The sequence below is a fragment of the Herbaspirillum sp. ST 5-3 genome (genome assembly GCF_004804275.1).
In the GTDB taxonomy this organism is placed as follows: Bacteria; Pseudomonadota; Gammaproteobacteria; order Burkholderiales; family Burkholderiaceae_D; genus Noviherbaspirillum.
This window is the reverse complement of sequence record NZ_STGI01000001.1, coordinates 523858-548980: the sequence shown is the minus strand read 5'-3', so window position 1 is coordinate 548980 and position 25123 is coordinate 523858. Positions and strand designations below refer to the sequence as shown.

General features: G+C 60.8%; 29 protein-coding genes. 14 read left to right on the top strand and 15 right to left on the bottom strand.

All coding sequences use genetic code 11. From position 1 onward, the window contains the following. Nucleotides 1-46 precede the first annotated feature (46 nt). The gene (locus E6W33_RS02725) at nt 47-583 is read left to right on the top strand and encodes a M15 family metallopeptidase (RefSeq protein ID WP_136414000.1); all 537 of its coding nucleotides are present in this window, start codon (nt 47-49) and stop codon (nt 581-583) included. Nucleotide 584: 1 nt separating this feature from the next. Here E6W33_RS02725 and E6W33_RS02720 read toward each other — a convergent pair whose 3' ends face one another. Then, nucleotides 585-965, bottom strand: a complete 381-nt coding sequence (locus E6W33_RS02720) for a group III truncated hemoglobin (RefSeq protein ID WP_136413998.1) — start codon at nt 963-965, stop codon at nt 585-587. Nucleotides 966-1082: 117 nt separating this feature from the next. Continuing rightward, a complete protein-coding gene (locus E6W33_RS02715) occupies nt 1083-1592 on the bottom strand; it encodes an Rrf2 family transcriptional regulator (RefSeq protein WP_348983144.1) in 510 nt (169 codons plus the stop codon). Between the two features lie 134 nt (nt 1593-1726). Between E6W33_RS02715 and E6W33_RS02710 the strand changes: the two genes are divergently transcribed. From E6W33_RS02710 to E6W33_RS02695, 4 genes are all read left to right on the top strand, one after another. Then, a complete protein-coding gene (locus E6W33_RS02710; RefSeq protein ID WP_136413996.1) occupies nt 1727-2146 on the top strand; it encodes a nuclear transport factor 2 family protein in 420 nt (139 codons plus the stop codon). 75 nt (nt 2147-2221) lie between these two features. Then, nucleotides 2222-2635 (top strand): MerR family transcriptional regulator, encoded by a 414-nt coding sequence (locus E6W33_RS02705; protein ID WP_136413994.1) that lies wholly within the window; start codon nt 2222-2224, stop codon nt 2633-2635. A gap of 57 nt (nt 2636-2692) precedes the next feature. After that, nucleotides 2693-3139: a DUF1772 domain-containing protein gene (locus tag E6W33_RS02700; protein WP_136413992.1), complete on the top strand. Its 447-nt coding sequence runs from the start codon at nt 2693-2695 to the stop codon at nt 3137-3139. 40 nt (nt 3140-3179) lie between these two features. Continuing rightward, nucleotides 3180-3458 (top strand): DUF2164 domain-containing protein, encoded by a 279-nt coding sequence (locus tag E6W33_RS02695; RefSeq protein WP_136413990.1) that lies wholly within the window; start codon nt 3180-3182, stop codon nt 3456-3458. On the opposite strand, the gene E6W33_RS02690 is transcribed toward E6W33_RS02695, so the two are convergent. Genes E6W33_RS02690 through E6W33_RS02680 form a run of 3 tightly spaced genes read right to left on the bottom strand, consistent with a single transcriptional unit; the run spans nt 3455 to nt 6633 of the window. Further along, nucleotides 3455-4240: a metallophosphoesterase gene (locus E6W33_RS02690; protein ID WP_136413988.1), complete on the bottom strand. Its 786-nt coding sequence runs from the start codon at nt 4238-4240 to the stop codon at nt 3455-3457. The genes E6W33_RS02695 and E6W33_RS02690 overlap by 4 nt on opposite strands. Before the next feature lie 12 nt (nt 4241-4252). Beyond that, nucleotides 4253-5395: an acyl-CoA dehydrogenase family protein gene (locus E6W33_RS02685; RefSeq protein WP_168798487.1), complete on the bottom strand. Its 1143-nt coding sequence runs from the start codon at nt 5393-5395 to the stop codon at nt 4253-4255. A 53-nt stretch (nt 5396-5448) separates the two neighbouring features. Then, nucleotides 5449-6633 (bottom strand): lipid-transfer protein, encoded by a 1185-nt coding sequence (locus tag E6W33_RS02680; protein WP_136413986.1) that lies wholly within the window; start codon nt 6631-6633, stop codon nt 5449-5451. Between the two features lie 150 nt (nt 6634-6783). Between E6W33_RS02680 and E6W33_RS02675 the strand changes: the two genes are divergently transcribed. The 3 genes from E6W33_RS02675 to E6W33_RS02665 all read left to right on the top strand — a co-directional run bounded on the left by E6W33_RS02675 (nt 6784) and on the right by E6W33_RS02665 (nt 9810). Next, nucleotides 6784-7419, top strand: a complete 636-nt coding sequence (locus tag E6W33_RS02675; RefSeq protein ID WP_136413984.1) for a TetR/AcrR family transcriptional regulator — start codon at nt 6784-6786, stop codon at nt 7417-7419. Nucleotides 7420-7435: 16 nt separating this feature from the next. Continuing rightward, on the top strand, nt 7436-8446 hold the full coding sequence (locus E6W33_RS02670; RefSeq protein WP_136413982.1) for a DUF2804 domain-containing protein: 1011 nt from the start codon (nt 7436-7438) through the stop codon (nt 8444-8446). Between the two features lie 158 nt (nt 8447-8604). After that, the gene (locus tag E6W33_RS02665) at nt 8605-9810 is read left to right on the top strand and encodes an MFS transporter (protein WP_136413980.1); all 1206 of its coding nucleotides are present in this window, start codon (nt 8605-8607) and stop codon (nt 9808-9810) included. 247 nt (nt 9811-10057) lie between these two features. Here E6W33_RS02665 and E6W33_RS02660 read toward each other — a convergent pair whose 3' ends face one another. From E6W33_RS02660 to E6W33_RS27250, 7 genes are all read right to left on the bottom strand, one after another. Then, nucleotides 10058-11443 carry a sensor histidine kinase gene (locus tag E6W33_RS02660; RefSeq protein ID WP_136413978.1) on the bottom strand — a complete coding sequence of 462 codons (1386 nt, stop codon included), beginning with the start codon at nt 11441-11443 and terminating at the stop codon, nt 10058-10060. Then, the gene (locus E6W33_RS02655; protein WP_136413976.1) at nt 11424-12098 is read right to left on the bottom strand and encodes a response regulator; all 675 of its coding nucleotides are present in this window, start codon (nt 12096-12098) and stop codon (nt 11424-11426) included. The genes E6W33_RS02660 and E6W33_RS02655 overlap by 20 nt, the downstream gene beginning before the upstream one ends. A gap of 2 nt (nt 12099-12100) precedes the next feature. After that, nucleotides 12101-13327, bottom strand: coding sequence for a beta-ketoacyl-[acyl-carrier-protein] synthase family protein (locus tag E6W33_RS02650; protein ID WP_136413974.1), 1227 nt, complete (start codon nt 13325-13327; stop codon nt 12101-12103). Continuing rightward, a complete protein-coding gene (locus E6W33_RS02645; protein WP_136413970.1) occupies nt 13324-13566 on the bottom strand; it encodes an acyl carrier protein in 243 nt (80 codons plus the stop codon). The genes E6W33_RS02650 and E6W33_RS02645 overlap by 4 nt, the downstream gene beginning before the upstream one ends. Nucleotides 13567-13591: 25 nt before the next feature. Then, on the bottom strand, nt 13592-14419 hold the full coding sequence (locus E6W33_RS02640) for an alpha/beta fold hydrolase (RefSeq protein ID WP_168798486.1): 828 nt from the start codon (nt 14417-14419) through the stop codon (nt 13592-13594). Between the two features lie 189 nt (nt 14420-14608). Further along, nucleotides 14609-15370: a transporter gene (locus tag E6W33_RS02635; protein WP_136413966.1), complete on the bottom strand. Its 762-nt coding sequence runs from the start codon at nt 15368-15370 to the stop codon at nt 14609-14611. 70 nt (nt 15371-15440) lie between these two features. Continuing rightward, nucleotides 15441-16121 carry a hypothetical protein gene (locus tag E6W33_RS27250; RefSeq protein ID WP_211097209.1) on the bottom strand — a complete coding sequence of 227 codons (681 nt, stop codon included), beginning with the start codon at nt 16119-16121 and terminating at the stop codon, nt 15441-15443. A 283-nt stretch (nt 16122-16404) separates the two neighbouring features. On the opposite strand from E6W33_RS27250, the gene pcaC reads away from it, so the two are divergent. Together pcaC and E6W33_RS02615 are read left to right on the top strand one after the other, a co-directional pair. Then, nucleotides 16405-16785 carry a 4-carboxymuconolactone decarboxylase gene (gene pcaC / locus E6W33_RS02620; protein ID WP_136413962.1) on the top strand — a complete coding sequence of 127 codons (381 nt, stop codon included), beginning with the start codon at nt 16405-16407 and terminating at the stop codon, nt 16783-16785. Between the two features lie 85 nt (nt 16786-16870). Further along, nucleotides 16871-17464, top strand: coding sequence for a CHRD domain-containing protein (locus tag E6W33_RS02615; RefSeq protein ID WP_136413960.1), 594 nt, complete (start codon nt 16871-16873; stop codon nt 17462-17464). Here E6W33_RS02615 and E6W33_RS02610 read toward each other — a convergent pair whose 3' ends face one another. Together E6W33_RS02610 and cls are read right to left on the bottom strand one after the other, a co-directional pair. Next, the gene (locus E6W33_RS02610) at nt 17465-18892 is read right to left on the bottom strand and encodes a sugar dehydrogenase (RefSeq protein ID WP_136413958.1); all 1428 of its coding nucleotides are present in this window, start codon (nt 18890-18892) and stop codon (nt 17465-17467) included. A 206-nt stretch (nt 18893-19098) separates the two neighbouring features. Beyond that, on the bottom strand, nt 19099-20562 hold the full coding sequence (gene cls, locus E6W33_RS02605; protein WP_247869487.1) for a cardiolipin synthase: 1464 nt from the start codon (nt 20560-20562) through the stop codon (nt 19099-19101). A gap of 95 nt (nt 20563-20657) precedes the next feature. Here cls and E6W33_RS02600 point away from each other — a divergent pair, with 95 nt between their 5' ends. Then, nucleotides 20658-21476 carry a DUF429 domain-containing protein gene (locus tag E6W33_RS02600; RefSeq protein ID WP_136413956.1) on the top strand — a complete coding sequence of 273 codons (819 nt, stop codon included), beginning with the start codon at nt 20658-20660 and terminating at the stop codon, nt 21474-21476. A gap of 113 nt (nt 21477-21589) precedes the next feature. Here the strand turns inward: E6W33_RS02600 and E6W33_RS02595 are convergent, their stop codons facing one another. After that, entirely contained in the window at nt 21590-21841 is a 252-nt protein-coding gene (locus tag E6W33_RS02595) for a DUF6139 family protein (RefSeq protein ID WP_136413954.1), read from the bottom strand. 323 nt (nt 21842-22164) lie between these two features. Between E6W33_RS02595 and E6W33_RS02590 the strand changes: the two genes are divergently transcribed. From E6W33_RS02590 to E6W33_RS02580, 3 genes are all read left to right on the top strand, one after another. Continuing rightward, nucleotides 22165-23469 (top strand): CocE/NonD family hydrolase, encoded by a 1305-nt coding sequence (locus tag E6W33_RS02590; protein ID WP_136413952.1) that lies wholly within the window; start codon nt 22165-22167, stop codon nt 23467-23469. A gap of 215 nt (nt 23470-23684) precedes the next feature. Beyond that, nucleotides 23685-23936 (top strand): hypothetical protein, encoded by a 252-nt coding sequence (locus tag E6W33_RS02585; RefSeq protein WP_136413950.1) that lies wholly within the window; start codon nt 23685-23687, stop codon nt 23934-23936. A 235-nt stretch (nt 23937-24171) separates the two neighbouring features. Further along, on the top strand, nt 24172-24927 hold the full coding sequence (locus tag E6W33_RS02580; protein WP_136413947.1) for a transporter substrate-binding domain-containing protein: 756 nt from the start codon (nt 24172-24174) through the stop codon (nt 24925-24927). The last annotated feature ends 196 nt before the right edge of the window (nt 24928-25123 follow it).

Here is a 25123-nt window from a genome sequence, read left to right as displayed (position 1 = left end):
TTCCCATTCCGCCGGCCCATGCCATGCCGGCAATGCCAAATCCGCAATGTCGATCCACGAATACCGCAACCGAATCAGCCTGGCGCTCGACGCACTGGGCATCCCTGACGAACTCATCGCACGCAAGCGCCTCCCGTTTTACGTGGAAGCCAGTGAGCTGGTGATTGCCGAAACCGATGAAAGCAACCGCGAGTACCTGCTCGTGCCCGAAGCGGCGCAGGCGTGGTGGGCGATGAAGGATGCGGCGAAAGAAGATGGCGTCGTGCTGGAAGTGGTCTCCGCATTTCGCAGCGTCGAACGGCAGATCGAGATCATTCGTGCCAAGCTTGCGCGCGACATGCCGATCGAAACCATCCTTACGCTGAGCGCGCCGCCGGGGTACAGCGAACATCACACCGGGCGCGCGGTCGATATCAACACGCCGGGCTGCGTCGCCACCGAAGAGCCTTTCGAGCACACCGACGCGTTCCGCTGGCTGTGCAGCCATGCCGATCGATTCAGCTTCACGCTGTCCTACCCGCGCGGGAACGACCTGGGGTTCATTTACGAACCATGGCACTGGTGCTATCAGACGGGACGGTAGGCTACAGTCGCACCGTCCGTTCGCCGAAGTAGCCGAGCTGCAGGCTGCCCGCGATGCGGTCGGCGATTTCCAGCATCTCGGCCGCCGCTGCATCCTCGAACAAGCGCGTCGCGGTGTCCTTGAACAGCGTCAGCCAGCGTACGAAATGCTCCTCGCGAATGCCGCTGAGCGCCATGTGCTTGCCGAACACGTTCCCCTGAAAGCTGCTGGTGCCGAGCAGCACTGTCGACCAGAACGCATACATGCGCGGCATGTGCGTGTCCCATGCGCCGTGCAGCGCTTCCTCGAACACCGGTCCGAGGACTGCATCCTTGCGCACGCCGTCGTAAAAGGTGTCGACCAGGACACGAATCGATTCTTCCGTGATTGTTTCAAATTTCATGATAGTCAAGTGCCATGCGATGCCGGGCATCGAGATAGGTGAGGGTGCGTTGGCGCCCATCGGGGTTGCCCGAGATAAGGGGTTGGCGTGTCAGCAATGTAAAGCCTGGAAAACCGCTCAGTTCATCCGCGGACCGGCAGCGCCGCAAGGGGTTTTTTTCAGGAAGCTGCGATGCATGCGCGCGAGCTGCTCGCCGGTCCGGCTGTCGGTAATGTCCGCCAGCGTATAGCCGTCCATTGCGCCGTAGAAGGCACCCAGGCCCACCTTGAGCGCCTCGCGCAGCTTGCAGCTGCGTCTCAGGCTGCAGCCGCGGCTGTCGCAGCCGACCAGCTCGGTATCGCCTTCGAGTTCGCGCAGCACGGAACCGATCTTCAGGCCGGACGCCTCGACGCAAAGGCGGATGCCGCCGTTGCGTCCCCGCGTTGCCAGCACCCAGCCGGAGCGCGCCAGGTGCCCGACGACCTTGACCAGATGGTTGACCGGAATCTCGAATTGCGTGGCGATTTCCGCAACGGTCACCGGCCTGGGTCTCTCGCCACTGCGGGCAAGATACATCAGGACACGAAGTCCGATATCGGAAAATTGGGTCAGGCGCATCGGATGGATGATTGTGCGAGGTAGGACCATTCTACCAAAGCTGCACCGTGGATATGCGTTTCAGTGCGTTCGCGCACGATTTGAAGCGGGTCGAATATTTTCCTTGACCTAGAGCGCACTCGAGCATCTTTAATGCAATCCGGTCAATCGAAAGGAGAAACATCATGACTGCACTGGAAAACAAGCAACGCATGCGGGAAATCTTCGACGAATTAGCGCAGGGCAATGGCAAACCCTTCATCGAATGCCTGCATGACGACTTCTGCTGGATCATGCAGGGGAGCACGAGCTGGTCCGGCGTCTATCGCGGCAAGCAAGCGGTGCTCGACCAATTGTTCAAACCCTTGTTCGCGCGGTTCGCCGGACAGTACACCAACACTGCGCATCGCATCATCGCGGAAGACGATTACGTGGTGGTCGAATGCCGCGGCAAGGTCGAGACGAAGACAGGCGTGCCTTATAACAATGCCTATTGCTATGTGTGCCGCATGGAACAAGGACGCATGAAGGAGCTGACCGAATATCTCGACACGCAACTGGTCGCCGCGGCGCTCGGCGACCCGGTGCCTGTGGCGGCCCGCTGACGCCAGCGGGGGGGCCGTGCTACGCTGATGTCAGAATCACCATCGGCCTCCCGTCCACTCAACAAGGGGGAAACAATGCCAGACCACTTGCGCATAGGCGAACTCGCGGAACGCACCGGAAAAAGCATCCATGCGCTGCGCTATTATGAATCGATCGGCCTGATGCCCTTCGTTACACGCGATGCCGGCGGCCGCAGGCAGTACGATGTGCAGCACGTGCAATGGCTGCTTTTCCTGGAGCGCTTGCAGCGTACCGGCATGACGCTGGCGCAGATGCAAGAGTATGCGGCACTGGTCAGTCGAGGCAAACAAAGCCTCGACGACCGCGTGGCCTTGCTTGAACGCCATCTGCGGCGCATCGACCAGCAGATGAAGGAACTCGCCGGCAACAGGAAACTGCTGATGGCGAAACTGGATTTCTATCGCGACTGGAAGACTTCCGGAAAGCGGCCGGCGCAATGGTGGGTGGACGCGCCGCGAGGTGATTGAACACCGCGTCAATGCGTCGCCCTTGCATCGGCTCACACTTCACGCGGAGCATGCATCATGACCAAGGCACTGCAATTGCTCGCCATCCTGCTCACCGCCATCGCGATGGTTGCCGGGTGGGCGCACCTGCTTGCGCTGCCCAACAAGATCGGGCTCGATCGGGATGATTACCTGATCGTGCAGCAGATTTATCGCGGCTGGGCCTTGCTCGGCATCGTGGTGATCTGCGCCCTTCTCACGACGGCGGCGCTGGCAGTGCTCCAACGCGGGAGTGGTGCTGCGTTCTACTTCACGCTGGGTGCGACCTTGTGCATCGCGCTCAGCCTCGTTGTATTCTTCTCGTTCACTTTCCCGGCGAACCAGGCGACGCAGAACTGGACGGTGTTGCCGCAAGGATGGGAGGCGCTCCGCCGCCGCGGGGAATACTCGCATGCCGCCGGGGCAATCCTGAGCTTTATCGCGCTGGCGATGCTTGCGTCCTCGCTGATCTTCGGGCGACGCTGAAACAGCAAGCGCAGCGCCGCAATTCATTCAAGGAAGAATAATGAGCATTGAAATTTCCAGGGAAGCCCACAAGGAAGCGGTTGCGTCCATCGAACGCTACTTCAAGGAAAACATGGAGGAACCCATCGGCAATATTGCGGCGAGCGGCCTTCTGTCATTCTTTCTGGAAGAGATCGGCCCGCTGGTCTACAACAAGGCCGTCGCGGATGTGCAGGAGCGCTTGCAGGCGCGCATCATGGACCTGGACTTCGAAGTGCATGAAGAGGAATTCCAGTACTGGCGCAAGTATGACCGCCAGCGCAAGGGAAAACAAAGCTAAACCTCGATCACCATGCCCGGATCGAAGGCGGGATTCTCCCATTGCAGCTGATCGGGTGACTGGGCGCTGGAGCGGTTGAGCGTGTAGCCGCGCGGATTGGCGATCACGCGCGTCTTGCCCACGCGGTAGTCGAAGCTGTCGTGCACATGGCCGTGGATCCACACATCGGCCTGTTCCACCAGCGGACCAAGGTCGGTGATGAATGCCGGATTCAGCAGGCTGCCGGCGAAGCGTGGATGAATCGAGGACGGATGCGGTGCATGATGCGTGACCACCACGGTCGGGCCGCTGAAAGCTTCCTGCAGCTTGTTCTCCAGCCATGCGCGCGCCGCATGATGCAAGGCCTCGGCGTCGCGCGCGGTGAAGAAGTTGCCGTTCATCTTGATCAGCTCATGGTCGATCAGGGTGCGTTCCGCTTCTTCCATGGCTTCGGCCTTGCGATCGCCGTACAGTCCGTAATCGGTCCAGAGGCAGCAGCCCAGGAAGCGCACGCCGCCCTGCACATGCTCGTCGCATTCGAGAAATCGAATGTTCGTGCCGGCCGAAGCCGTGCGCAGCTCTTTTACCGTATCAAGATAGTCGCGGTGGTAAGCCTCGTGATTGCCGTGGATATAGATGACCGGAATCGGCCAGTCGCGGAAGGCATTGACGGCGCCGGTTCCCTGATGAATATCGCCTGCGATGACCAGCACGTCGGCATCGGTCGGCGCGACAATCCGATATTCCGGAAAGCGGCGCGCGAAGAATTCGAGGTGCAGGTCCGAGGCGATTTGTATCTTCATGATCACGCTATATTACAACGAGCGTGAAATGATTTCCTTCATGATTTCGTTGGCGCCGCCGTAGATGCGTTGCACACGTGCATCGGCATACATTTGCGCAATCGGATACTCCATCATGTAGCCATAGCCGCCGAAGAGCTGCAGGCATTTGTCGATCGTCGTGCACTGCAGGTCGGAGATCCAGTATTTCGCCATCGACGCCAGTTCGGTATCCATGCGGCCTTCGATCATGTCGACGATGCAGCGGTCGATGAAGGTGCGCGCGACGGTGGCCTCGGTCTTGACTTCGGCCAGCAGGAAACGCGTGTTCTGCATCTCGATCAGCGCCTGTCCGAATGCCTTGCGCTCGCGCGCATGCTCGACGGTGAGGCGCAACGCGCGCTCGATGCTGGCCACGCCGGAAACGCCGATGATGGTGCGCTCGTAGGGCAGTTCATTCATCAGTTGCGCAAAGCCCTTGCCTTCGACGCCGCCCAGCACGCTGTCGAGCGGCATGCGCACGCCGTCGAAGAACAGCTCGCAGGTGTCCTGGCCTTTCTGACCGAGCTTTTCGAGGATGCGACCGACGCGAAAGCCCGGACAGTCGCGGGTTTCCAGCAGCATCAGCGACACGCCCTTGGCACCGGCTTGCGGCTCGGTCTTCGCCACCACCAGGATCAGATCGGCCATGTAACCGTTCGAAATGAAGGTCTTGGAGCCGTTCAGCACGTAGGCGTCGCCGTCTTTCAGCGCCGTGGTGCGGATGCCTTTCAGGTCCGAGCCCGCGCCCGGCTCCGTCATGGCAATGGCGGCGATCATTTCACCGCTGGCGAGTTTGGGCAGGTACTTCTTCTTCTGCGCCTCGGTACCCTGGTTCAGCAAGTAGTGAGCGACGATGGCATGCACGTGCAGCCCGAAGGCGGTATCGCCCACATAGCTGAGTTCCTCGAACACGATGCACTGATGCGCAAAGCTGCCGCCAGAGCCGCCGAAGTCCTCGGGAATATCGGCCAGCAGCATGCCCATTTCGCCGGCCTTGCTCCACACCGCGCGGTCCACGTGCTGCTGCTTTTTCCAGGTTTCCTGATGCGGCACGATTTCCGCGTTGACAAAGCGGCGCACTGCATCGCGGAAGCCTTCGAGTTCCGGTGTCATCCAGGGGGAGGTGGTGTTCATGTCGTTCCTCTCGATATGATTGTTGTTAGACGCTCTTATTGCCGGCAGCGATATCAGGAAGCCTGATACAACGTTACCACGCAGGCGCCGCCAAGGCCGAGATTGTGCTGCAGGGCCACGCGCGCGCCTTCCACCTGGCGCGCCTGCGCCGTGCCGCGCAACTGGTGCGTGAGTTCATAGCATTGCGCGAGGCCGGTCGCGCCCAGCGGATGGCCCTTTGACAACAAGCCGCCGGAGGGATTGGTCACCACCTTGCCGCCATAGGTATTGTCGCCATCGTCGATGAATTTTTCCGCGCCGCCTTCCGGGCACAGACCGAGTGCTTCATAGGTGATCAGTTCGTTTTGTGCGAAGCAGTCGTGCAGCTCGACCACGTCGAGGTCGCTTGCGCCGATGCCGGCTTCTTCATACACCTTGTTCGCTGCTTCCTTCGCCATGTCGTAGCCGACCAGTTTCATCATGTCACCGGACTCAAAGGTGCTCGGCCGGTCGGTTGTCATAGCCTGGGCGGCGATGTGCACCGACATGTTCAAGCCCTTCGCCCTGGCAAATTCTTCCGAGACCAGCACCGCCGCCGCGCCGCCGCAGGTGGGCGGGCAGGCCATCAGGCGCGTCATCACGCCGGGCCAGATCATCGGCGCGTTCATCACGTCGTCGGCTGACACCACTTGCTTGAACAGGGCGAGCGGATTGTTGGCGGCGTGACGGCTGGCTTTCGCGCGGATCTTGGCGAAGGCATCGAGCCTGGTGCCGTATTTCTTCATGTGGCTCAGGCCCGCGCCGCCGAAGTAGCGCAGCGCGAGCGGAATCTCGGGCATGCCGACCAGCTTGTCGGTCACCGCGTCGAAGGCGTCGAAGGGCGTGGGGCGATCCCGGAACACGGAGCCGAGCGCGCCGGGGCTCATCTGCTCGAAGCCGACCACCAGTACGCAGTCGGCCGCGCCGCTGGCCACCGCCTGCCGCGCGAGAAACAGCGCGGTCGAACCGGTCGAGCAGTTGTTGTTGACGTTGACGATGGGGATGCCCGTCATGCCCAGCTGGTACACCGCCTTCTGGCCGCTGGTGGAGTCGCCGTACACATAGCCGACATAGGCTTGCTGCACGTCTTCATAGCGGATTCCGGCGTCGTCCAGCGCGAGCCGTCCGGCCGCAGCGCCCATCTGGTCATAGCTGGCGCTGGCGCCCGGCTTGGCGAAGGGGATCATGCCTACGCCCGATACATATACTTTGCGGCTCATTTTGCGCTCCATCAACGTGAGGATTGACGATTATTGTTCTTATAGGTCGGATGACCTAAAGTTAAATATTATAGGTCAAGTGGCCTATTCGTCAACGCGCGTGGGATAATTTTGCGATTGATCAATAGCTGTTGATGTCAGACCCTCACCATGTCACCCACCCTCAAGACTTCGCTCAAGCGAAAAACATCGAACACGACGGAAAAGGGCTACGAGCGCGCGCACGACATCCTGCAGGCGGCACGCGAAATATTCGCGGCCGAAGGTTACGGCGGCCTGTCGATGCGCCGCGTCGCCGCGCAGGTCGGTGCGAGCCTGAGCAATGTGCAGCATTACTACGGCAGCAAGGACACACTGATCGAGGCCTTGCTGCTGGATGCGATGAACCAGCTTCAGGAAAAGATCGACAGCATCATCGCGTCGATGGAAGGCAAGTCGCGCGTCGAGCAGTTCCTGGCCACGATCGACATGTTTCTCGAAGAGCTGGGCAGCCCGGTCATGCGCGGCATGTTTTTCGAATTCTGGGCACTGGCCACGCGCAACACCTTTGCCTCCGCATTGATGGAAAAGATGCAGGCGCGCGAGAGGAAGGCGATCTTCAAGCTGATCCAGGGCATGTCGCCGCACATCTCGGATGAGGATTACATTGTGCGCGCGGCACTGATCGTGGCGCAGGTCGAGGGGCTGATGCTGTTCCGCGTACGCAATCGCCCGAGGCGGCCGGAACTCGAAGGATTGGAAAACGCGGCGCGCGAGGCGGTACTTCGCCTGGCGACGCAGCCATAAAAAAAACGAATGAACAATGCGTGATTCACCAGAAGACAGACTGCCGGCCGCACCGCGCCAGATTCCGGAACGCGACGGACAAGCCCGCTTCGGCCGCTTTGCCGGTTCGGCGGCAAGCATCGACTGGTCGCGCCTGGCCGCGCCCTACGCCCGCAGCGCGCTCTGGCGGCGTTTTCACCACAAGCGCTGGCAATACATTGCGCTCGCCACCGAAGAGCTGTTTTGCGGGCTGGCCATCGTCGATCTCGGCTGGACCAATACCGCCTTCGCGTATGCCTTCGACCGCCGCCTGCGCAAGGAAGTGGCTGCTTACTCGCAGAACGGGCTGCCGGGGCTGGGCGCACGCGTGGCGAAGCATCCGGGGCAGGGCAGTGCATTCCATTGGCTCGGCAATCACATCGTGTATGAAGTGCATGACGGACAGCGCCATCGGCTCGCCTTGCATTGCGGCGCGTTCCGGATCGAGGCGGAATTTCTGGCCGCCGGTTGCGCGCCATTGCTGCTCGCGGTCGGCCCGGTGTGCGGAGGGTCGGTGCACGCGACGCAGAAGTCTTCCGGCATGCCGCTGACGGGCAAGGTGCAAGCCGGCCAGCGTGCCTACGATTTGCAGGGTGGCGTGGCCAGTTTCGACTATTCGAACGGATTGCTGGCGCGCGAAACGGCATGGCAATGGGCGTCCGCGCATAACCTGGAACTGGGATTCAACCTGCAGTCCGGCTATTTCGGCGATCAGGAGAATGCCTTGTGGCTGGATGGCCGCCTGATTCCGCTCGGGGCAGCGCGCTTCGAGCATGACCCTGCCGATCCGCTCGCGCCCTGGCACATCCGCACCGACGACGGTTTGCTGGATCTGCGTTTCCAGCCCGAAGGCGCGCGCCGCGAAGACAAAAACCTGCTGATTGCGGCATCGCGCTACGTGCAACCGGTCGGCAGTTTCAGCGGCTGGGTCAAATCCTCCTCCGATGCGGCGCCACGGACAGTCACGCGTCTGGTCGGCGTAACCGAAGACCATTTTTCGCGCTGGTAAGACGCGTCGAAGTTTCGCTGGCAGAATAGCGCTTGGGATTCTGACATTGGCTGGCGCAGGGCATTCGCGCCAATTGCATGAATTCACGACAACTTCCTCCGCAGGTCCGGAGTTCCCTTTATCGCGCGGCGCCATTGGCGCCCGGTTGAGAAGCACGCATGAGCAACAGCAGAGATCCCTGGAAGATAATCCGCATTCTGGCCTTCACGCAGATCGTGTCCTGGGGCTCGATGTACTACGCATTCGCCATCGTGGCGCATGACATCCAGCAGGAGTTCGGCTGGCGCACCGAGTTGGTGTTCGGCGCCTATTCCTGGGGACTGCTGATCTCGGGCCTGGCCGCGACGCCGGCGGGCATGCTGATCGATCGCATTGGCGGACGTGCGGTGATGGGCATTGGTTCCGTGCTGGCCGGCATCGGCATGATCGGTGTCGCGCTTTCGCATTCGGTGGTGCTGTATTACGCCGCATGGAGCGTGATCGGCGTGGCGATGGCGATGGTCTTGTACGAAGCGGCGTTTGCCACCATCAACCGCGAATTCCTGCACAGCCCGCGCAAGGGCATATCCGTGCTGACCCTGTTCGGCGGTTTGGCCAGCACCGTGGCGTGGCCGCTGACGCTGAAGCTCAACGGCATGCTCGGCTGGCGCGATACTTTCCTGGTCTACGGCATCGTGCATCTTGCGCTGTGCGCGCCGCTGCACGCCTTGTTGCAAACCGGCCCGCGCCGCCTTCCGCCGCCCGGAGCGCATGCGGTGCGCAACTACACCCTGCATGAAGCGCTGCGCGACCCGACCTTCTGGAAGCTGGCCTTCGCCTTTTCCGCCAACATGTTCATCTTTTCGGTGCTCGCGGCGCACCTGATTCCGATGCTGCAGCGCTTTGGCCACAGCGCCGGCACGGCGGTGCTGATGTCGACACTGATCGGACCGATGCAGGTAGTGGGGCGCATCGGCGAAATGGCCTTCGAGCGGCATGTGCGGCCGCAAACGGTCGGCAAGCTGACCTTTGCCACCTTGCCTGCCGGCTTGCTGGCGCTGCTCTTCCTCGGCCAGCATCAGTATGCGGTGGCGGCGTTCTGCATCTTGTACGGCGGCAGCAATGGGGTGCTGACGATCGTGCGCGGCACCGTGCCGCAGGCCTTGTTCGGGCGCGAGAACTATGGCGCGATTTCCGGCGCGCTGGCCGGGCCGTCCATGATTGCCAAGGCGGCAGGCCCGATCGTGGCCGCCGCGTTTATCGAATTCAATTCCTCGCCGGCATGGCTGCTCGGCATCCTGCTTGCGGTTTCCCTCCTCTCGCTCACTTGCTTCGTCGCCGCGGTCAACTCGCGCCGCGCAGAAATGGCCATGGTTGCGGAATAGAACTTTGTCTACCGTGCAGGGTCAACCTGACATCGTTGCAGTCGCGAAAGGGTGTCGCGATGTCGCCGGATTCATTTTTGCCACCGGTATCGAGAACAGCGTTCCACCGTCAATGGTGGAACGCTGCGCATGGATGAGATGGAGAGATGCGGGCACGACAGACGTTGGCGCGCTCGGCTTGTGCGGCCGTGATCGCGATATTCGGATTCTTGTTGACGGAGTGCCCGAATGACGCAAGACGAGCCAATCATTCCGACGTCGGCACAAAACTCACCCTGATGCAGGTCCCGCCATCCGGCGAGGAACTCCGCAGGCTGATCGTCGCATCATGGCGGTCGGCCACTTCCTTGACAATTGCCAGGCCCAGGCCAGTCCCGGTGGGCGATCCGTCCGCAAGCCGGTAAAAGCGATCGAAGATGCGGGCATGCGCGCCTTGCGGAATGCCGGGCCCGTTGTCTTCCACCTCCATAAACGGCCGGCCGTCTCCACCGATGCCACTGCGGGCGGTTACCGTTCCTCCACGCTGGGTGTATTGGATTGCATTGTTGATCAGGTTGGCCAGCAATTCCCTCAGCAGCCATTCCGAGCCTTCGACGACGGCCGGCTCGGGTTCGAATCCGAGGTCGATGTCCTTTGCCAGGGCTGCATCGAACCAGGACGATGCACTGGCGCGCAACAGTTCCGCAAGGTCGATCTTCCGGTGCTCGTTCCCGATGTTTGCCTCGGATCCAGAGCGCGCCAATGCGAGCAGCTGATGCGTCAGATGGCCAAGTCGCCTGGTGGCGTCGCGCAAACGAACCACGCGGCTGCTGTATTCCTCGGGGAGTTCCTGGGCGGCGAGTTCAAGTTGGGTCTGCAAGCCTGACAGTGGCGTCTTCAACTGATGCGCGGCGTTTGCAAGAAATACCTGCTGCGCGGTGGCCGCGGCCCGCAGCTCCGAAATGAGGACGTTCATCGCGTTGATGAGCGGTTCCGCCTCTCCCGGCGTGTCGCGTTTCGGTATCGGGCTGGTGTCGTGCGCAGGCCGATTGGCGATCTCCTGCCCAAGGCGATTCAAGGGCGCCAGGCCTCGTCGCACGCCGAAGTACACCAGCACGAGGGTGGCAAGGACGAGCAGGACGTTGGGCAGGACCATCGTTGCCAGTATCCTGGAGCGGGCGCGGTCGCGTTTCCTGATTGTCTCTGCAAACATCACGGTAACGTCACCGAGACTGGTCGACTTCTTGTAGGTCGCTTTCCGGATTTTGAATCCGCGAAGCACTGTGTCAGAAATGAGCAGGCCGCTATCGGGCAACGCGAGATCCGGAGTCAGGTCGGCATCTCCTGCAAGGAGGCGGCCATGCGGATCGTAGACCGCCAGAAATTCCTGGTCGGTGCGATCGGCGCGCATGAGCGACTCAATGTCGTGCGGAAGATCGACAATCAATGCGCCGTCTCGAACGACGACACGTGCAGCGAGTTCGAAGGCACTCTCCGTCAGTGCATAGTCGTAGGCTTCTTCAGCGGGGCTGACCGCGAGCCGATAGTCAAATGGCATGCCCAGCAGGAGCAAGGCCGCAAGCGGCAACAACAGGGACAGGAGCAGACGTCGGCGCAGCGTCTGGCGCGCCGGTTCAGGACGGGGCGGTCTCATCGACGCGGTAACCTATTCCGCGCAAGGTGCGGACTTCGACCCCGCTGTTGCGAAGTTTGGTGCGCAGGCGGCATATGTAGATTTCAATGGCGTTCATGGTCAGCTCGTTGTCCCACTCACTCAGGCTCTCCACCAGTTTTTTCTTGGGGACGACGTTCGGGCTGGCCAGCATCAAATGCTGGAGGATGTCCCACTCGCGGCCTGTCAGTTCGATGGGTTGGTTTCTCATCGTCGCAGTGCGGCGGGCGAGGTCCAGGCTCAGGGGACCCACGCTCAGTTCGGAGGATGCGACGGAGCGGCTGCGCCGTATCAGGGCGCGCATGCGCGCCTGCAGTTCGGTAAGGTGGAAGGGTTTGACCATGTAGTCGTCCGCGCCCAGATCCAGTCCTTTCACGCGATCATCGATTCCGTCGCGCGCAGTCAGTATGAGGATGGGAACGGTGATGTTGCGGGCACGGATACGTCGAATGAATTCATGGCCGCTCATGCCGGGCAAGCCGATATCGACGATCGCAAGATCGTACTGCGTCAGTTCCATCGCGTGCTCGACCGGCTCGGCCGAGAGGCTGTGGTCCACGGCGTTACCCGACTTTTCCAACGCCTCGCGTATGCCGGAGGCCACCATGACGTCGTCTTCAATGAGCAGAATGCGCATGTTCAGCCGGGGCCGTAACGCTTGATGGCAAGCGACACATTGCTGCCGCCGAAGGCAAAGGTATTCGACAATGCTGCTTCGATCTGCATGTGCCTTGCTTCACCGAATAGGAGATTGATGCCATCCACGTCTGGTTCCTCGAGATGTGCGGTGGGCGGAAGCCGGCCATGTTCGAGCGCAAGCACGGTAATCGCCAGTTCCAGTGCTCCGGCCGCTCCCAGCGTATGCCCGTGCACGCCTTTCGTGGATGATACCGCAGGCAACGCATCCGAGCCCGAAAAGAAGTCGCGGATCGCGGCGGCTTCCGTCTGGTCCCCGATCGTTGTCGCGGTTGCATGGGCATTGATATAGCCGATCTCCGCCGGCGCCAGACCGGCATCCCGCACTGCCAGACTCATCGCCCGCCGCTGGCCGTCCGCATCGGGCCGCGCATAATGGCTGGCGTCTCCGGCATTGCCGTATCCGCACAATTCGGCATGCACCCGCGCGCCGCGCTCCAGCGCCACGCTTTCGCGTTCAAGCACGAAAGCCGAGGCGCCTTCCCCCAGCACCAGACCGCTTCGCCTGCGGTCGAAAGGTCTGCAACTCTTCTCCGGCGCGCCTTCATCCCGGCGAGCGAGCACCCGCAATGCCTCCCATGCCTGCATCTGACCTTGCATGACGGGCGCCTCCGACCCGCCGACAACGATGCGGTCGGCGCGGCCCCATCGCAGCGCGAGCATGGCCTCGCCGATGGCCGCAGCCGCCGACGCGCATGCCTGCGAAACGGAAAGCTGCGGACCTCGCAGTCCGAATTCGAGAGCGATCTGCGCCAAGGCCGCATTCTGCATCGCCAGCAGGACGGTCATGGGGCCGATCCGCTGCCCGCCATGCAGGCGTGCATAGCTGCTCTCCGTGGTCGCCGCGCTGCCCACGCCCGTTCCCCAATACACGCCCGAGCGTTCGCTCTGCGCGGAAGAAAATTCCGCCAGCCGGGCATCCGACATGGCTTCGCGCACGGCCAGCGAGGCGAGCGTGACATGCCGGTCAACATTGGTCGGCAGTCCGGGCATGGAGCGAAGCGCCATCTCGTCCGGTATGGTCGCCGCAACCCAACGGCCTTCTGCCGCAGGCCAGGGGCGAACGCCGGATGTCCCGGCCAGGGCGCCGGCAAAAAGAGGTTCGACACCGACCCCGAGGGACGATACGGCCCCGATACCTGTTATCAAAACGCGCTCGGGCTTGCTCATTGCACCGTGGATGCGCGAAGCTGGTCAACCAGGGCAGCAATATCCGACAGGCTCTTCAGGTTCGCAGCCTGTGCGTTGTCGACCTCGATGCCGAATATGTCTTCGATGCGGAAGATGAATTCCAGCAAGCCGATCGAGTCGATTCCGAGTTCGGCAATCGATGCCTCGGGCGCGATCTTCGCGGGATCGCAGCCGAATTCCTTGATGGCGAGTTCTGCGAGAATTGTTCGTGTGTCCATGTTCGGTCTCTCTTTCAGGGGCGGGTCAGGCGAAATGCCTGGTGTTGAGGACGGATTCCTCCGTCAGTTCGCGAAGGAAGCTGACGCTCGCGCGCGCCACGGCGTCGCGGTCGTTGTCGAGGGTAAGCATGTGGTAACTGTTGTCGAATATGATCTTCCGGATCATCGACGAACCAAGCCGCGCTGCAAGCAGGGCAGGTGAGCGCAGGCTGGCGACTTCATCTTCAGCCGCGTGGAGGATGAGCGTGGGCTGGCTGATGTCGGGAAGACTGTTCCGCACGCGCCGCATCAGACGGTACGCTTCGTAGATCGCGGTCAAGGGCAGGTCGCGCGCGCCTGCGGCGGAGTTGCCGGTGATTTCCATCTGACGCGCGATCCATGCGCGGATGCGTACATTCTTGACGCCGTAGGGATCCTTTTCCCGCAAGGAATAGCAGTGCTTGAGCGGCGTGCATCCTGCGACGGGAAGGAGCCACCGATACGAAGGCAGGTTCCAGCCGTCATAAAAGAGCGTTGTGGAAATGAGCAGCAGGGCCCTCACCGAATCGCCGGCACGGTGCGCCAGACGCAGCGCAAGATCTGCACCGACGCAAATGCCGCCCGTAGAGACCGGACCGTAGCTCTTCGCGAGCAACTCCAGCCGTTCCTGCGCCGTGTCCGTCCATTGCTCGCTGCCGGCAAGCGGCGTGCGGTCGCTGTCGCTTTGGCCATATCCCGGCAGGAATGGAACGCTGACAGTGTGTCCGGCAGCATGCAAACGTTGCGCTAGCAGTTGCAGCTCCATGGGGTTGCCGCGCAGGCCATGCAATAGCAGCACCGGGCTGCCGCGTCCTTCCAGGAAAATGTCTTTCATCGGGCAGGTTTTCTTGTTCGGGAAAGGCATCTTATCCGGGCCTGTCTTTCATTTGCCTGACGGAGAAAATGCAAAGCGAGCAAGAAACCAATGCCTGATGACGTCGGAACATCCGTTCGATGTCATCAGGCAAATTCGCTGCCTTGGCAAGGCTGGCGGAGGTGGCCCTTTGTACGGGCGCGAGGGATCTTAGTAGTTGTAGCCGACGTTCAGACCGGCACCCCAGTCCGGGCTGCCGTCGGAAAAGCCCTTGGTCGCATAGGCTTGCATCTTGTAGCCGCCGCCGAGCTTGCGCGAATAGAAGGCCGTGAGTTCGCGCTGGTCGAAGCCGGCATCGGTGGACTTGCTTCGATAGTCGAAGACCGCGCCGATGCTGGCCTGCTCATCCAGCTTGTAGGAGAGGCCCGCATTGGCGCTGACGACATCCTTGAGCGGCAGGGTGCTTGAGCTGCCGAGCATCCCGTAGCCCACGCCGCCGAAGTAAGTCACGTTCCCGAATTTCCGGTAAGGGTCGACCAGCACCCAGACGTCGTTTTCACCCGTGCCGAGGCCCTTGGCGCTGTCGGCGGTGCCGAACTTGATCTTCCCGGTGACGTCGACACCGAACTGCGATTTCGGATCGATCACGAGGGAATAAGTGGCGGCCGTGGTGATGTCGCCGAAGCCGGTCGAGGTGCGCACGTTGGTGGTGGTCGGTCGCACTGCACCGACGCCTGCGATGACGCTGTCGGAACCGGTGATGCGCACGTAAGGCACGGTCAGCTTGAAGGCCCAGTTGCCGGTTTCATAGTTGGCGATGAAGGGAATCGACGAAATCTCGGTGCGCGTATTGGTGCCATACGTGCCGGTGCTGTAGTCGAACCCGGTCTTCACCGTGAAATTGCTTTGGGCGAGCGCTGCCTGCGACAAGAGGGCGGCTGCTGCGGCTGCTACAAGACTCAGTTTTTTCATTCTTTCAACAATCGGTTTGTCCAATAAAAAAACCGGGCAACGCATGTTGCCCGGCTGGAAGTGGCGCTATTTAGTTGCGGCGCGTACGCTCAACTTTTTCGGGGCGCTCGACCCGTTCAATCTTTACCGGCCTTTCAATTTTTTCCACTTTGGCGATCTTCTCGAGCTTTTCGATTTTCTCGACCTTCTCGACTTTGTCTACTTTCGCCGGCCGTTCTACCTTGAGTGCCAGAGCGGCTTCATGTCGTTCTTCGGCAGCGGCCCTGCTTTCGGCGGCCCGTGCCTGTCCGGCCTGCGCTGCTGCCGGCAACACCACGGTCGCGCCGTGCTTTTTCGCTACCACGCCATCCGGCAGGGTGGCGCCACGCTTGTAGACAGTGGCGCCTTTTCTGACGGCCGCGGTAGTCGTGGTGGTAGTCGTGCCCGTCGTCGTCGTGGTCGTCGGATCAGTCGTTGCGGTGGTGGTCGTGCCCGTAGCGGTGCCCGTGCTCGTGCCGGCCGTTGTCGTGGTCGGATCGGTCGTCGCGGTCGTGGTTGTACCAGTCGTCGCCGTTGGGGCGGTCGTTGCCGTGGTGGTGTCCGTTGCGGTACCTGTGGTCGTGGTCGTCGGGGTCGTTGTCGCAGTCGTGCTTGTCGTCGCTGTTGTGTCGGTTGTCGTGGTCGTCTGCGCGATGGCGGCGCCGATGGACAGCAAGGCAGTGACAAGCGCACTCAAAACAACAGTGTGGCTCAGGGACTTTGTTTGTTTCATGGTATTTCTCCGATGACTGTTATCAAATTGATGATGCGTGGTCATCTTAGAGTTTGTGTCCCGATTCGAGAGCCACTGAAGTTGTATCAGCTGTAAGAGAATGCAACGAAGCAACGAAAAAAATGCGCGAATCTTGGCAAAGCATTATCAAGCCCATCCATGGATCGGCGATGTGCGCCTGCTCGGTGCCATTCTTTTCACATCCCGGATTGCCTGTCGTCGTCGAAACCTCGGGCCGCGGAATTTATAATCGCCGCTTTTCACTATTACTCGGAGGCGCGACATGGATGACAAGGACCAACAATTCGAAGGCGGCTTGCAGATGCGCAAACAGGTCATGGGCGAGGAATTCGTCGAGAAGGCATTTGCCAATGCCGACGCATTCACCATGCCCTTGCAGGAATTCATCACGCGCAATGCCTGGGGCACGGTCTGGTGTCGCGAGGGCCTTGACCTGAAGACGCGCAGCCTGATTACGGTATCGATGCTGACGGCGCTCGGTCGTGCGCACGAGCTGAAGGGGCATGTGCGCGGCGCGCTCAACAACGGCGCGACGCCGGAAGAAATTCGCGAAGTGCTGTTGCATGCAGCGGTGTATTGCGGAGCACCGCTGGCGGTGGATGCATTCCGGGTCGCGCAGGAAGTGGTGGCGGCCGCCGCTTGATCCTGCGCATTGGCACGCGCAGTGCATGGACCTATGATGAAGATGTGCACTGCCCGCAGGGCATTCTTCCCGAAAGGTACCTGCCATGCTCTCCGACCGCCTGCCTGCATTCCTCGCTTGTTTGCTGGGTATTGTCGCCGCCGTCATGCTTGCCGCTTGCGGCGGCAGTCCGGGCCCGAGGATACGGGTATTCACGACGACCTTGAGCAGCGCGGAGGAGGTGCCGCGCACTGCCAGCAACGCGATCGGCACGGGCCTCGTCACGGTCGACCTCGACACGATGACGATGACCGCGAGCATCGTCACATCCGGCAGCGCGGACAGCAGCGCGGCGATCCACGAGGGCGGGTTCGGCACCAATGGCCCGGTGCTGTTTCCGCTGGCCAGAATCTCGGGCAGCCCGGTGTGGACCGGCGGCGCGATGATCAGCGATGCGCAATTGCGCGCACTGCGCCGTCAGGCCTATTACTTCAATGTGCAGAGCGCCGCATTCCCGGCCGGCGAAATGCGCGGCCAGATCATCGAGCAGTTACCCTCCTCCGACGAATGGGCGCAGCTGAATCAGGCGCGCCAGCTCTCGCCGCAACTGGATCAGCAATTGTGGCTGCTGGAGCATGCGGACGATTTCCGGGATTGGCGCTTTTCCGGAATCGGATGGGGATTCACGATTGGTTTTTGATTACGGTTTCGGATACAGCTGATAAATCGCTCCCGCGTAATCATCCGAAATCAGCAGATTGCCTTTGCCATCCGGGATGATGTCGACCGGTCTGCCCCAAAACGCACGGCTTTCGGAATCGGTGACGAAGCCGGTGACCAGATCGATTTCCGCGCCAGGATTGCCGGCGTCGTCAAACGGAAAATAAACGACCTTGTAGCCGGCGCGCAGGCTGGTGCAGTTCCAGCAGCCGTGCAGGGCCACCGCAGCGCCTTTGCGATAGTCGGCCGGGATATTGCTCGCATGCAGGAAGCTGAAGCCGAGCGGCGCCGAGTGCGCGCGTATGCCCTTGGATGCGTGGTCGACCGTGGCGCAATTGAAATCGGCGCCGCCTTCATTCAGTTCGAAGTCCGGCAAGACGTCGAGATTCGACATGTTCGCATTCGGGACAGCGTTGCAGAAAGGCCAGCCATAGTTGCCGCCGTCGCGCACGAAGGTGAAGAGTTCGGGCGGGTTTTCATCGACATACGCCGGCACTATTTCTCCAAGGTCGCTCACCTTGTCGCCATTGACGTCGACATCGAGCGGGACGCGGATTTCATCGCGATTGTTGACCGCCGCCCACAGCGTGTTGGTGCCGGGAATGAAGTCCAGCCCTTCCGCATTGCGCAGCCCGCGCGCAAAGAGCCACCGGTCCTTGCCGTCGGCGCTGTACTGATAGATCGCGCCGCGCACCGGGTCGCTGACGGTATCCGACACGCACGCATTGCAGGTGGAAGCGATCGAGACGTACAGCTTGTGGTCAGCCGAGAGAGCGATGTTCTTCAACTCGTGTCCATAGCTGCCTTGCAGTTCGGGCGTGGAATCATCGGGCAGATCGGCGACGACGGTTTCGCGCGCGCCGCTCGCGGTCTCGCCGTTTTGATAGACCGAACGCGTGATGCGATTCGATTCCGCGACATACAGATAGGTGACATCGCCAATGCGATGAAACACCATGTCATGCGGATTGTGCAGGCCCGTGGCGTAATCGAAGGTCTGCGGCACGTCGTTGGCACGTTCGCGCAACAACACGATCTTGCCCGAATTCGGCACCGATACCAGGACGTCGCCGTTGGGTGCCGGCGCCATGAAGCGCGCGCCGCGCACGCGTGCCCACAGGCGGACGCCGAAGCCGGGCGGGACGGTGAGCTCGCGTTCCCGGTCAAAGGGATCGTCGGCGAGCGCTTGCGGTACTTCCAGCACGCGTGCAACGCTTGCTGCGGCAAGTCGCGTGCTGGCCGGAGCCGGGGCCGTTGCCGCACTGCTGTTCGTTGCATCACTGCTTGTTGCTCCGCCTCCACCGCCGCACGCGGTGGTTGCAATACCTGTCGCCAATGTCAGGGCGAACAGCATTCCCAGCGCGCGCAACTTGTGGTTGCGCAACGCTCCACTGATCGATGATTTCATTTCGCACCAACACCTTAATCCATTGCCCAGTGTGATGCGAAAGTGTCAATTTGGTTCAAGCTTGAGAATGATTAAGATTGCTGCTCGCTACGATTTACATAAATCAATGGCAAGCATGATCTTTTTTTGGCGCGGCATCCTGCGGAAGGAAAGTGGCAGGAATAGCGGTGCACATTGATCGAATCGATCGATGCGTGTCGTCCACCTTACAGCCAGTACTGGAACGCACGTGCGGCCCACTCGCGCATACGCTGCATGAAGCCGCGATGGCGCCACTTCTCCGGATCGATTTCCACCGAGTCCTGCAAGTCGCGTGTGAACAGGTCTTCCATGCGTTGCGCGAAATCCACGTCCAGCACCACCGCATTGATTTCATCGTTGTGCAGGAAGCTGCGGATATCGAGATTGGTCGATCCGATGGTGGACCACACGCCGTCGATCACCGCGGTTTTTGCGTGCAACACGTAAGCCTTGCGCTCATACACATGAATGCCGGCGGCCAGCAGTTCCTCATAGAAGGAGCGGCCGGCATGCAGGATGATGCCCACATCGCTCAGGCTGGGGAAGATGATGCGCACGTCCACGCCGCGCCGCGCCGCATCCGTCATCGCCTGCACCACCTGACGGTCGGGCACGAAATAGGCGGTGGTCACGTGGATCGTCTTGTCGGCATTTGCGAAGGCTGAAATGTAGGTCTTGTAGATCGCGTAATCCGCCTTGTCGGGCGTGCTGCCGATAGCGCGCACCAGTGCCTTGCCCTCGACTTTGAGCGTTGGAAAATACATGGCGTCGGGCAGGGCTTCGCCGGTTTCGCGCTGCCAGGTGGCGAGAAACAGTTTCTGGAAATCCGCCACCACCGGCCCTTCGATCTGCATGTGCGTGTCGCGCCAGGCATTTTCCTTGGCATCCTTGGGTGGTGGATTGCTGCGCTTGCTCTTGATGAGCGAGCTTTTGCCATACACCTTGCTGATGTTGACGCCGCCGGTGAATGCGACATGGCCGTCGACTACCAGCAGCTTGCGATGGTCGCGCTGGTTGATTTCCCAGTCGCCTTTGGCATTGGCCGGATTGATCGGGTTGTATTCGAGCACATGGATCCCGGCTTCGCGCATGCGGTCGAAGAATTCACGCGGCGTGCCGAGTGCGCCCACGCTGTCGTAGATCAGATTGACGGTGACGCCGGCTGCGTGCTTGCGGATCAACAGATCGGCCAGTGCGCTTCCGACTTCATCGTCTTCGAAGATGTAGGTTTCGAGATTGATGTGATGGCGCGCATTGCGGATTGCCGCCATCATGGCGCGCATGGTGATCGGTCCGTCGGCCAGCAGCGTGACCTTGTTGCCCGCCACCAGCGGCGTGCCGCTGATCGCTTCCTCCGCCGCGATGTGGCGCGACAGGATGTCGGTGGGGCCGACCCGGTTCTCCATCCGGTCGAGCAGCACTTGCTTCTTCGCATCCGGCAGCTCGCCGCGCACGCTGACAATGGTGGCATCCTGCGTGCCAAGCTGACGCTCTTGCAGATAGTGGACGTCGGGGAGGCTGGCGCATGCCGCCAGCAGCGCAACCACCACCAGTACGCGAAACCATGCGCCACGTTTCAAGCGGTTCGCGCTTTCATGCAAACGATCCATCGCTGCACCAACTTTCCATTTGTTATTGGTATCCACCATTGGAATCCGTTTGCCACGAGATAATTCCTGAAAAAATAAAACTGCACGAAAAGAGTTGCCGAACGGAGTGGCGCGCGCACGTTAAACTTGCCGGCATGAACATCATCGGTGTCGATTTCACTTCCGCGCCCCGCCGCGCCAAACCCATTACCGTCGCCCACGGCAGCAGCGAGGGCGATGTGCTGCGCATCGACAAAATCGTCGCGCATGCCGACTGGGATTCGTATGAAAACTGGCTGGCGCAGCCCGGCCCGTGGGTCGGCGCCTTCGATTTTCCATTCGGCCTGTCGCGCGAACTGGTGGAGCATCTTGGCTGGCCATTAAGCTGGGCGGAACTTGTCACGCATTGCGCCGCGATACCACGTGCAGAATTGCGCGCGCTCTTCAAGGCGTTCTGCGACGCGCGCCCGGTCGGCAACAAGTTCGCGCATCGCGTCACGGATGGGCCGGCAGGGTCGAGTCCGTCAATGAAGTGGGTCAATCCTCCGGTGGCGTATATGTTTCATGAAGGAACCCGGCGCTTGCTGCGTGCCGGCGTTACCGTGTTCGGGCTGCATGCGGGCGATCCGCAACGTATTGCGCTTGAGGGTTATCCGGGGCTGGTGGCGCGTGCGGTCACGCGTGCTTCCTACAAGAGCGACGAAAAGGCCAGGCAAACGCCGGATCGGCGCGCCGCGCGAGAGACGATCATCAAGGCATTGGAAGAGGGCACGCATCCGCTGGGCGTCACCCTGCAATTGAAGAAGTCCTTGCGGCGAACGCTGGCGGAAGATGGCACTGCCGACTGGCTGGATGCGGTCTTGTGCGCGGTGGCCGCAGCATGGGCGGCGCGCAGACCGCATTACGGCTTGCCTTTGGAGATCGATCCGGTCGAGGGGTGGACGGCGGGAGCCGCGCATGAAGGCTTGAGATAGCGATGCGCGCTATGTTGTCATTTCGATGGATGAAAGCTGGCACGGCGACCAGAGCTGGTGCCGTGCGCATGTGAGACGCCCTTCGCCGGCCGCTGGGACGGGCCGGCATGTCATCAAATATTCGGACCGATCCGAACCTTGTTATTCACACTTGATATCGCGTAACCCTTTGCAGTGATCTGCTGCAGCGCGTCGTCCGCCGACAGGCCATGCACCGGCTCGTTGTTTTCATCGAGGTCGATATTGTGCTCGGCCGTTTCCCAATCGGTATTGGTTGCTTCTTCCGGAATCGGTCGTCCTTCGGGCACTGCCAGATAAGAAAACCGGCCTCCCTGATCAGGGCGTTTGTACACATCAACTTTCATAGTGACATCCTTTTAAGAACGGGTGTGAGCTATTGACTCCTCGTCATCACAAAGGTTGCGCGTTACCGCAAATAAAGTGTAGTGCATGCCAGACATGGCGCCAGCACAATTCCTTAACGTTCGAGCAACAAGCCTGCATAAAGCTTTCGGGCATACAACAGTTTCGTAAAAAAATGTTTCCGAGTTGCATAAACGCATATTGAGTCCTGGAAAACCGGTATTTAGAATGGGCAACACTTGTGCTGCATCAAGAGTTTTGAAGCAGCACGCCGGCGGTTCGCCACGCGGGCCGGTGTGTTCAACATTCGACGTGTATCGGATCTATGACAGGCTTATTTGTACAGAAACCCCACGCGAAGAAAACCTGGACCCGATCCGTTGTTCTGGGCATTCTGATTTTCGCCTCAAGCTTGCTGGCCAGCACCACTCCCGCCGAAGCCGTCGTGCTCGACGCCGCTCTCAATGAGCAAGTCGTCATGATCCCCGTTGTTTCCGGCGGCGCGACGGTCGAACTGGAAACCACGATTTTCAAACCGCCGGGCAATGGCCCGTTCCCGCTGGTGATCATGAATCACGGCAAGGCGCTCGGCAATCCGCATGCACAACATCGTGACCGCTTCGTCGTGCTGAGCCGCGAATTCGTCAAGCGCGGTTACGCCGTTGTCGTTCCGATGCGCAAAGGCTTTTCGAAGTCGACCGGCGAGTATATCGATCCGGGCTGCGACATGACCGCGCACGGCCAAACCCAGGCCGACGATTTGCAGGGCACGCTGGAATACCTGCGTGCGCAAAGCTGGGTGGACCGCGAACACATCGTTATCGCAGGCCAGTCGTATGGCGGCTTGACTGCACTCGCTTTCGGCACACGCCAGTTTCCCGGCGTGCGCGGCCTGATCAATTTCGCGGGCGGCCTGAAGATGCACGGCGGCGATTGCCGCTGGCAGCAGTCGCTGGTGCAGGCGTTCGCGACCTATGGCGCGAAAACCACGCTGCCGAGCATCTGGTTCTATGGCGAGAACGATCATCACTTCGGCCCGGATTTGGCGGCGCGCCTTTATAGCGCCTACAACCAGGCCGGCGGACATGCCAAGCTGGTGGCCTACGGCCCCTTCAAGAAGGATGCGCACGGCATGAGCGCAAGCCGCGACGGCGTCAAGATCTGGTGGCCGGAGACGGAGAAATTCCTCAAGGAACTCGGCATGCCGACCCAGCAGGTGCTCGCACTGGATGACGAAATCAAGGTGCCCGCGCATGAGTACGCCGCCATCGACAATGTCGAGGCGATTCCCTTCCTGAAGTCCGGCGCACGCGAGCAGTATCGTGTCTTTCTCGGCAAGTCTTATCCGCGCGCCTTCGCGGTCTCGCCGACCGGTGCGTGGAGCTGGGCCGAGGATGGCGATGATCCGGTAGAGCAGGCGCTCTCCGATTGCCAGATGCACAGCAATGTCCCGTGCAAGCTGTATGCGGTCGATAACCACGTTGTGTGGACCGACGAGCAGCATCCGGTCATGGCCACTGCTGCAAGTCCGGCCGTGACCAGCGTTCCCGATCAGCCTGCTCCCGCTGCCGCTGCAATCACCGCGGCAGCGCCGACCACCGCCACGACAGCCGCTGTTGCCGGTCCCTGACTTCGCGGCATGGTCATCCTGCAGCCGCGAGGATGACCATGCTGCGCCAGTGTTTTTCACACAACTTGCCTCGATGTCGAGGCGAGCGAACCGGTCCATTCTGTTTGCCAGGAATAAAACGTCCTGTCGCAAGTACTTCCACTCGACAAGCAAAAACGCGCTGCGAGCTTACAGGATGGATCGCTTCGCAGAACCATGCAGTCAAGGAGCATTCGATGACCAAGCAATCTGATCCGATCCCGCCTACACCCAGGAAGCCGAATCTCCTGACGCTGTTCGCCAGAAATTATTCCGGACCGATCACCGGTGTTGCGCTTTCCGCGCTGAGCGCCTGGATGATTGTCACGGGCCTGAAAGGCCTCGCGGGTTTTGAAGTCACACAGCAGAGCGCGCTCGCCGATCTGCTCGGCATTGTGATCATCATCGGCGTCGCACGCTGGCTGAAGATCAGGTTCAATGTGAAATAGACTCTCTCGCGGCCTTTCCGCCGAACCGGCTTCTGTTGGATGGAATCGGGTCTACACTGACAGAGAGAGGCTGTGGAAATCCGCTCCCGCATGCGTGCTCCCGCGCAGTTCCCTGTGGCCGCAAGCGGTCGATGTCGCACGCACACGTACGGCCGTTGGCAATTCGACTGGACAAGGATATTGAAGCCGATCAATTGATACCGTCCTGCGCTGTTTGCTTTCACCGGAGGGCAACATGTCGACGATTTTTCGTAGCAGACATCTTGCGTGCGCCTTGGGCGCGCTGTTGCTGAGCGGTGCTGCCTGCGCGGCCGAACTGGTCGCGCTGACCGAAGACCTGCCGCCACTGAATTACAAGGAAGGTGGCGTCGTCACCGGTTACTCGACCGAATTGCTGAAGGCGATGGCCAGGGAGTCGGGCCTCGAACTGTCAATCACCATGCTGCCGTGGCCGCGCGCTTATCGCACCACGCTGGCGCGTCCCGACACGATTCTCTACAGCCTGGTGAGGACCGAGGAACGCGAACCGCTGTTTGCCTGGATTGGACCGATCAGCCCGCGCAAGATATTCCTGTTCCGCCTGAAGCAGCGCAAGGACGTGCACGTCGCCACGCTTGCCGATGCCCGCAAATACCGTATCGGCGCCGTCTATGAAATGGCCGCCACCAAGGCCCTCGTTCGGCGCGGGTTCAGCTTCCAGAAGGAGCTGGATGGTACGCAGAATGATGAAAGCAACGTGAAAAAGCTGTTTGCCGGACGGGTCGACCTGATCCTCGCGCTCGACTGGTCCGCGTATTTTTACGCGAAGAAGTACGGCCGCAAGCCCGCCGAGCTGGTGCCGGAAATACTGGTCGACGACAGCCACGCCTACTACTTCGGCATGCGCAAGGACAGCGATCCGGCGATTGTCAGCCGGCTCTCCGACGCGCTGGAGAAAGTGCGCGCCGATGGATTGACCGACAAGCTTAGAAAGAAGTACATGGGGAAGTGATACGGTCGGCGACGCCGTGTTCCAGCCGGCCTCCCTTCGGCAGCTTTAAGCTTGTTGCAATATTGTCATGGTTGTCATCCGCGGCACATTCAAGCGAGGGCGCAGCCGACCGCAAGCAGGTTTGCGTACTCTCAAGCGCCCGCTCGGGCGAGTCTGGTAAATCTTGCGGATCATGTCCATTTTACGCCACCTGACT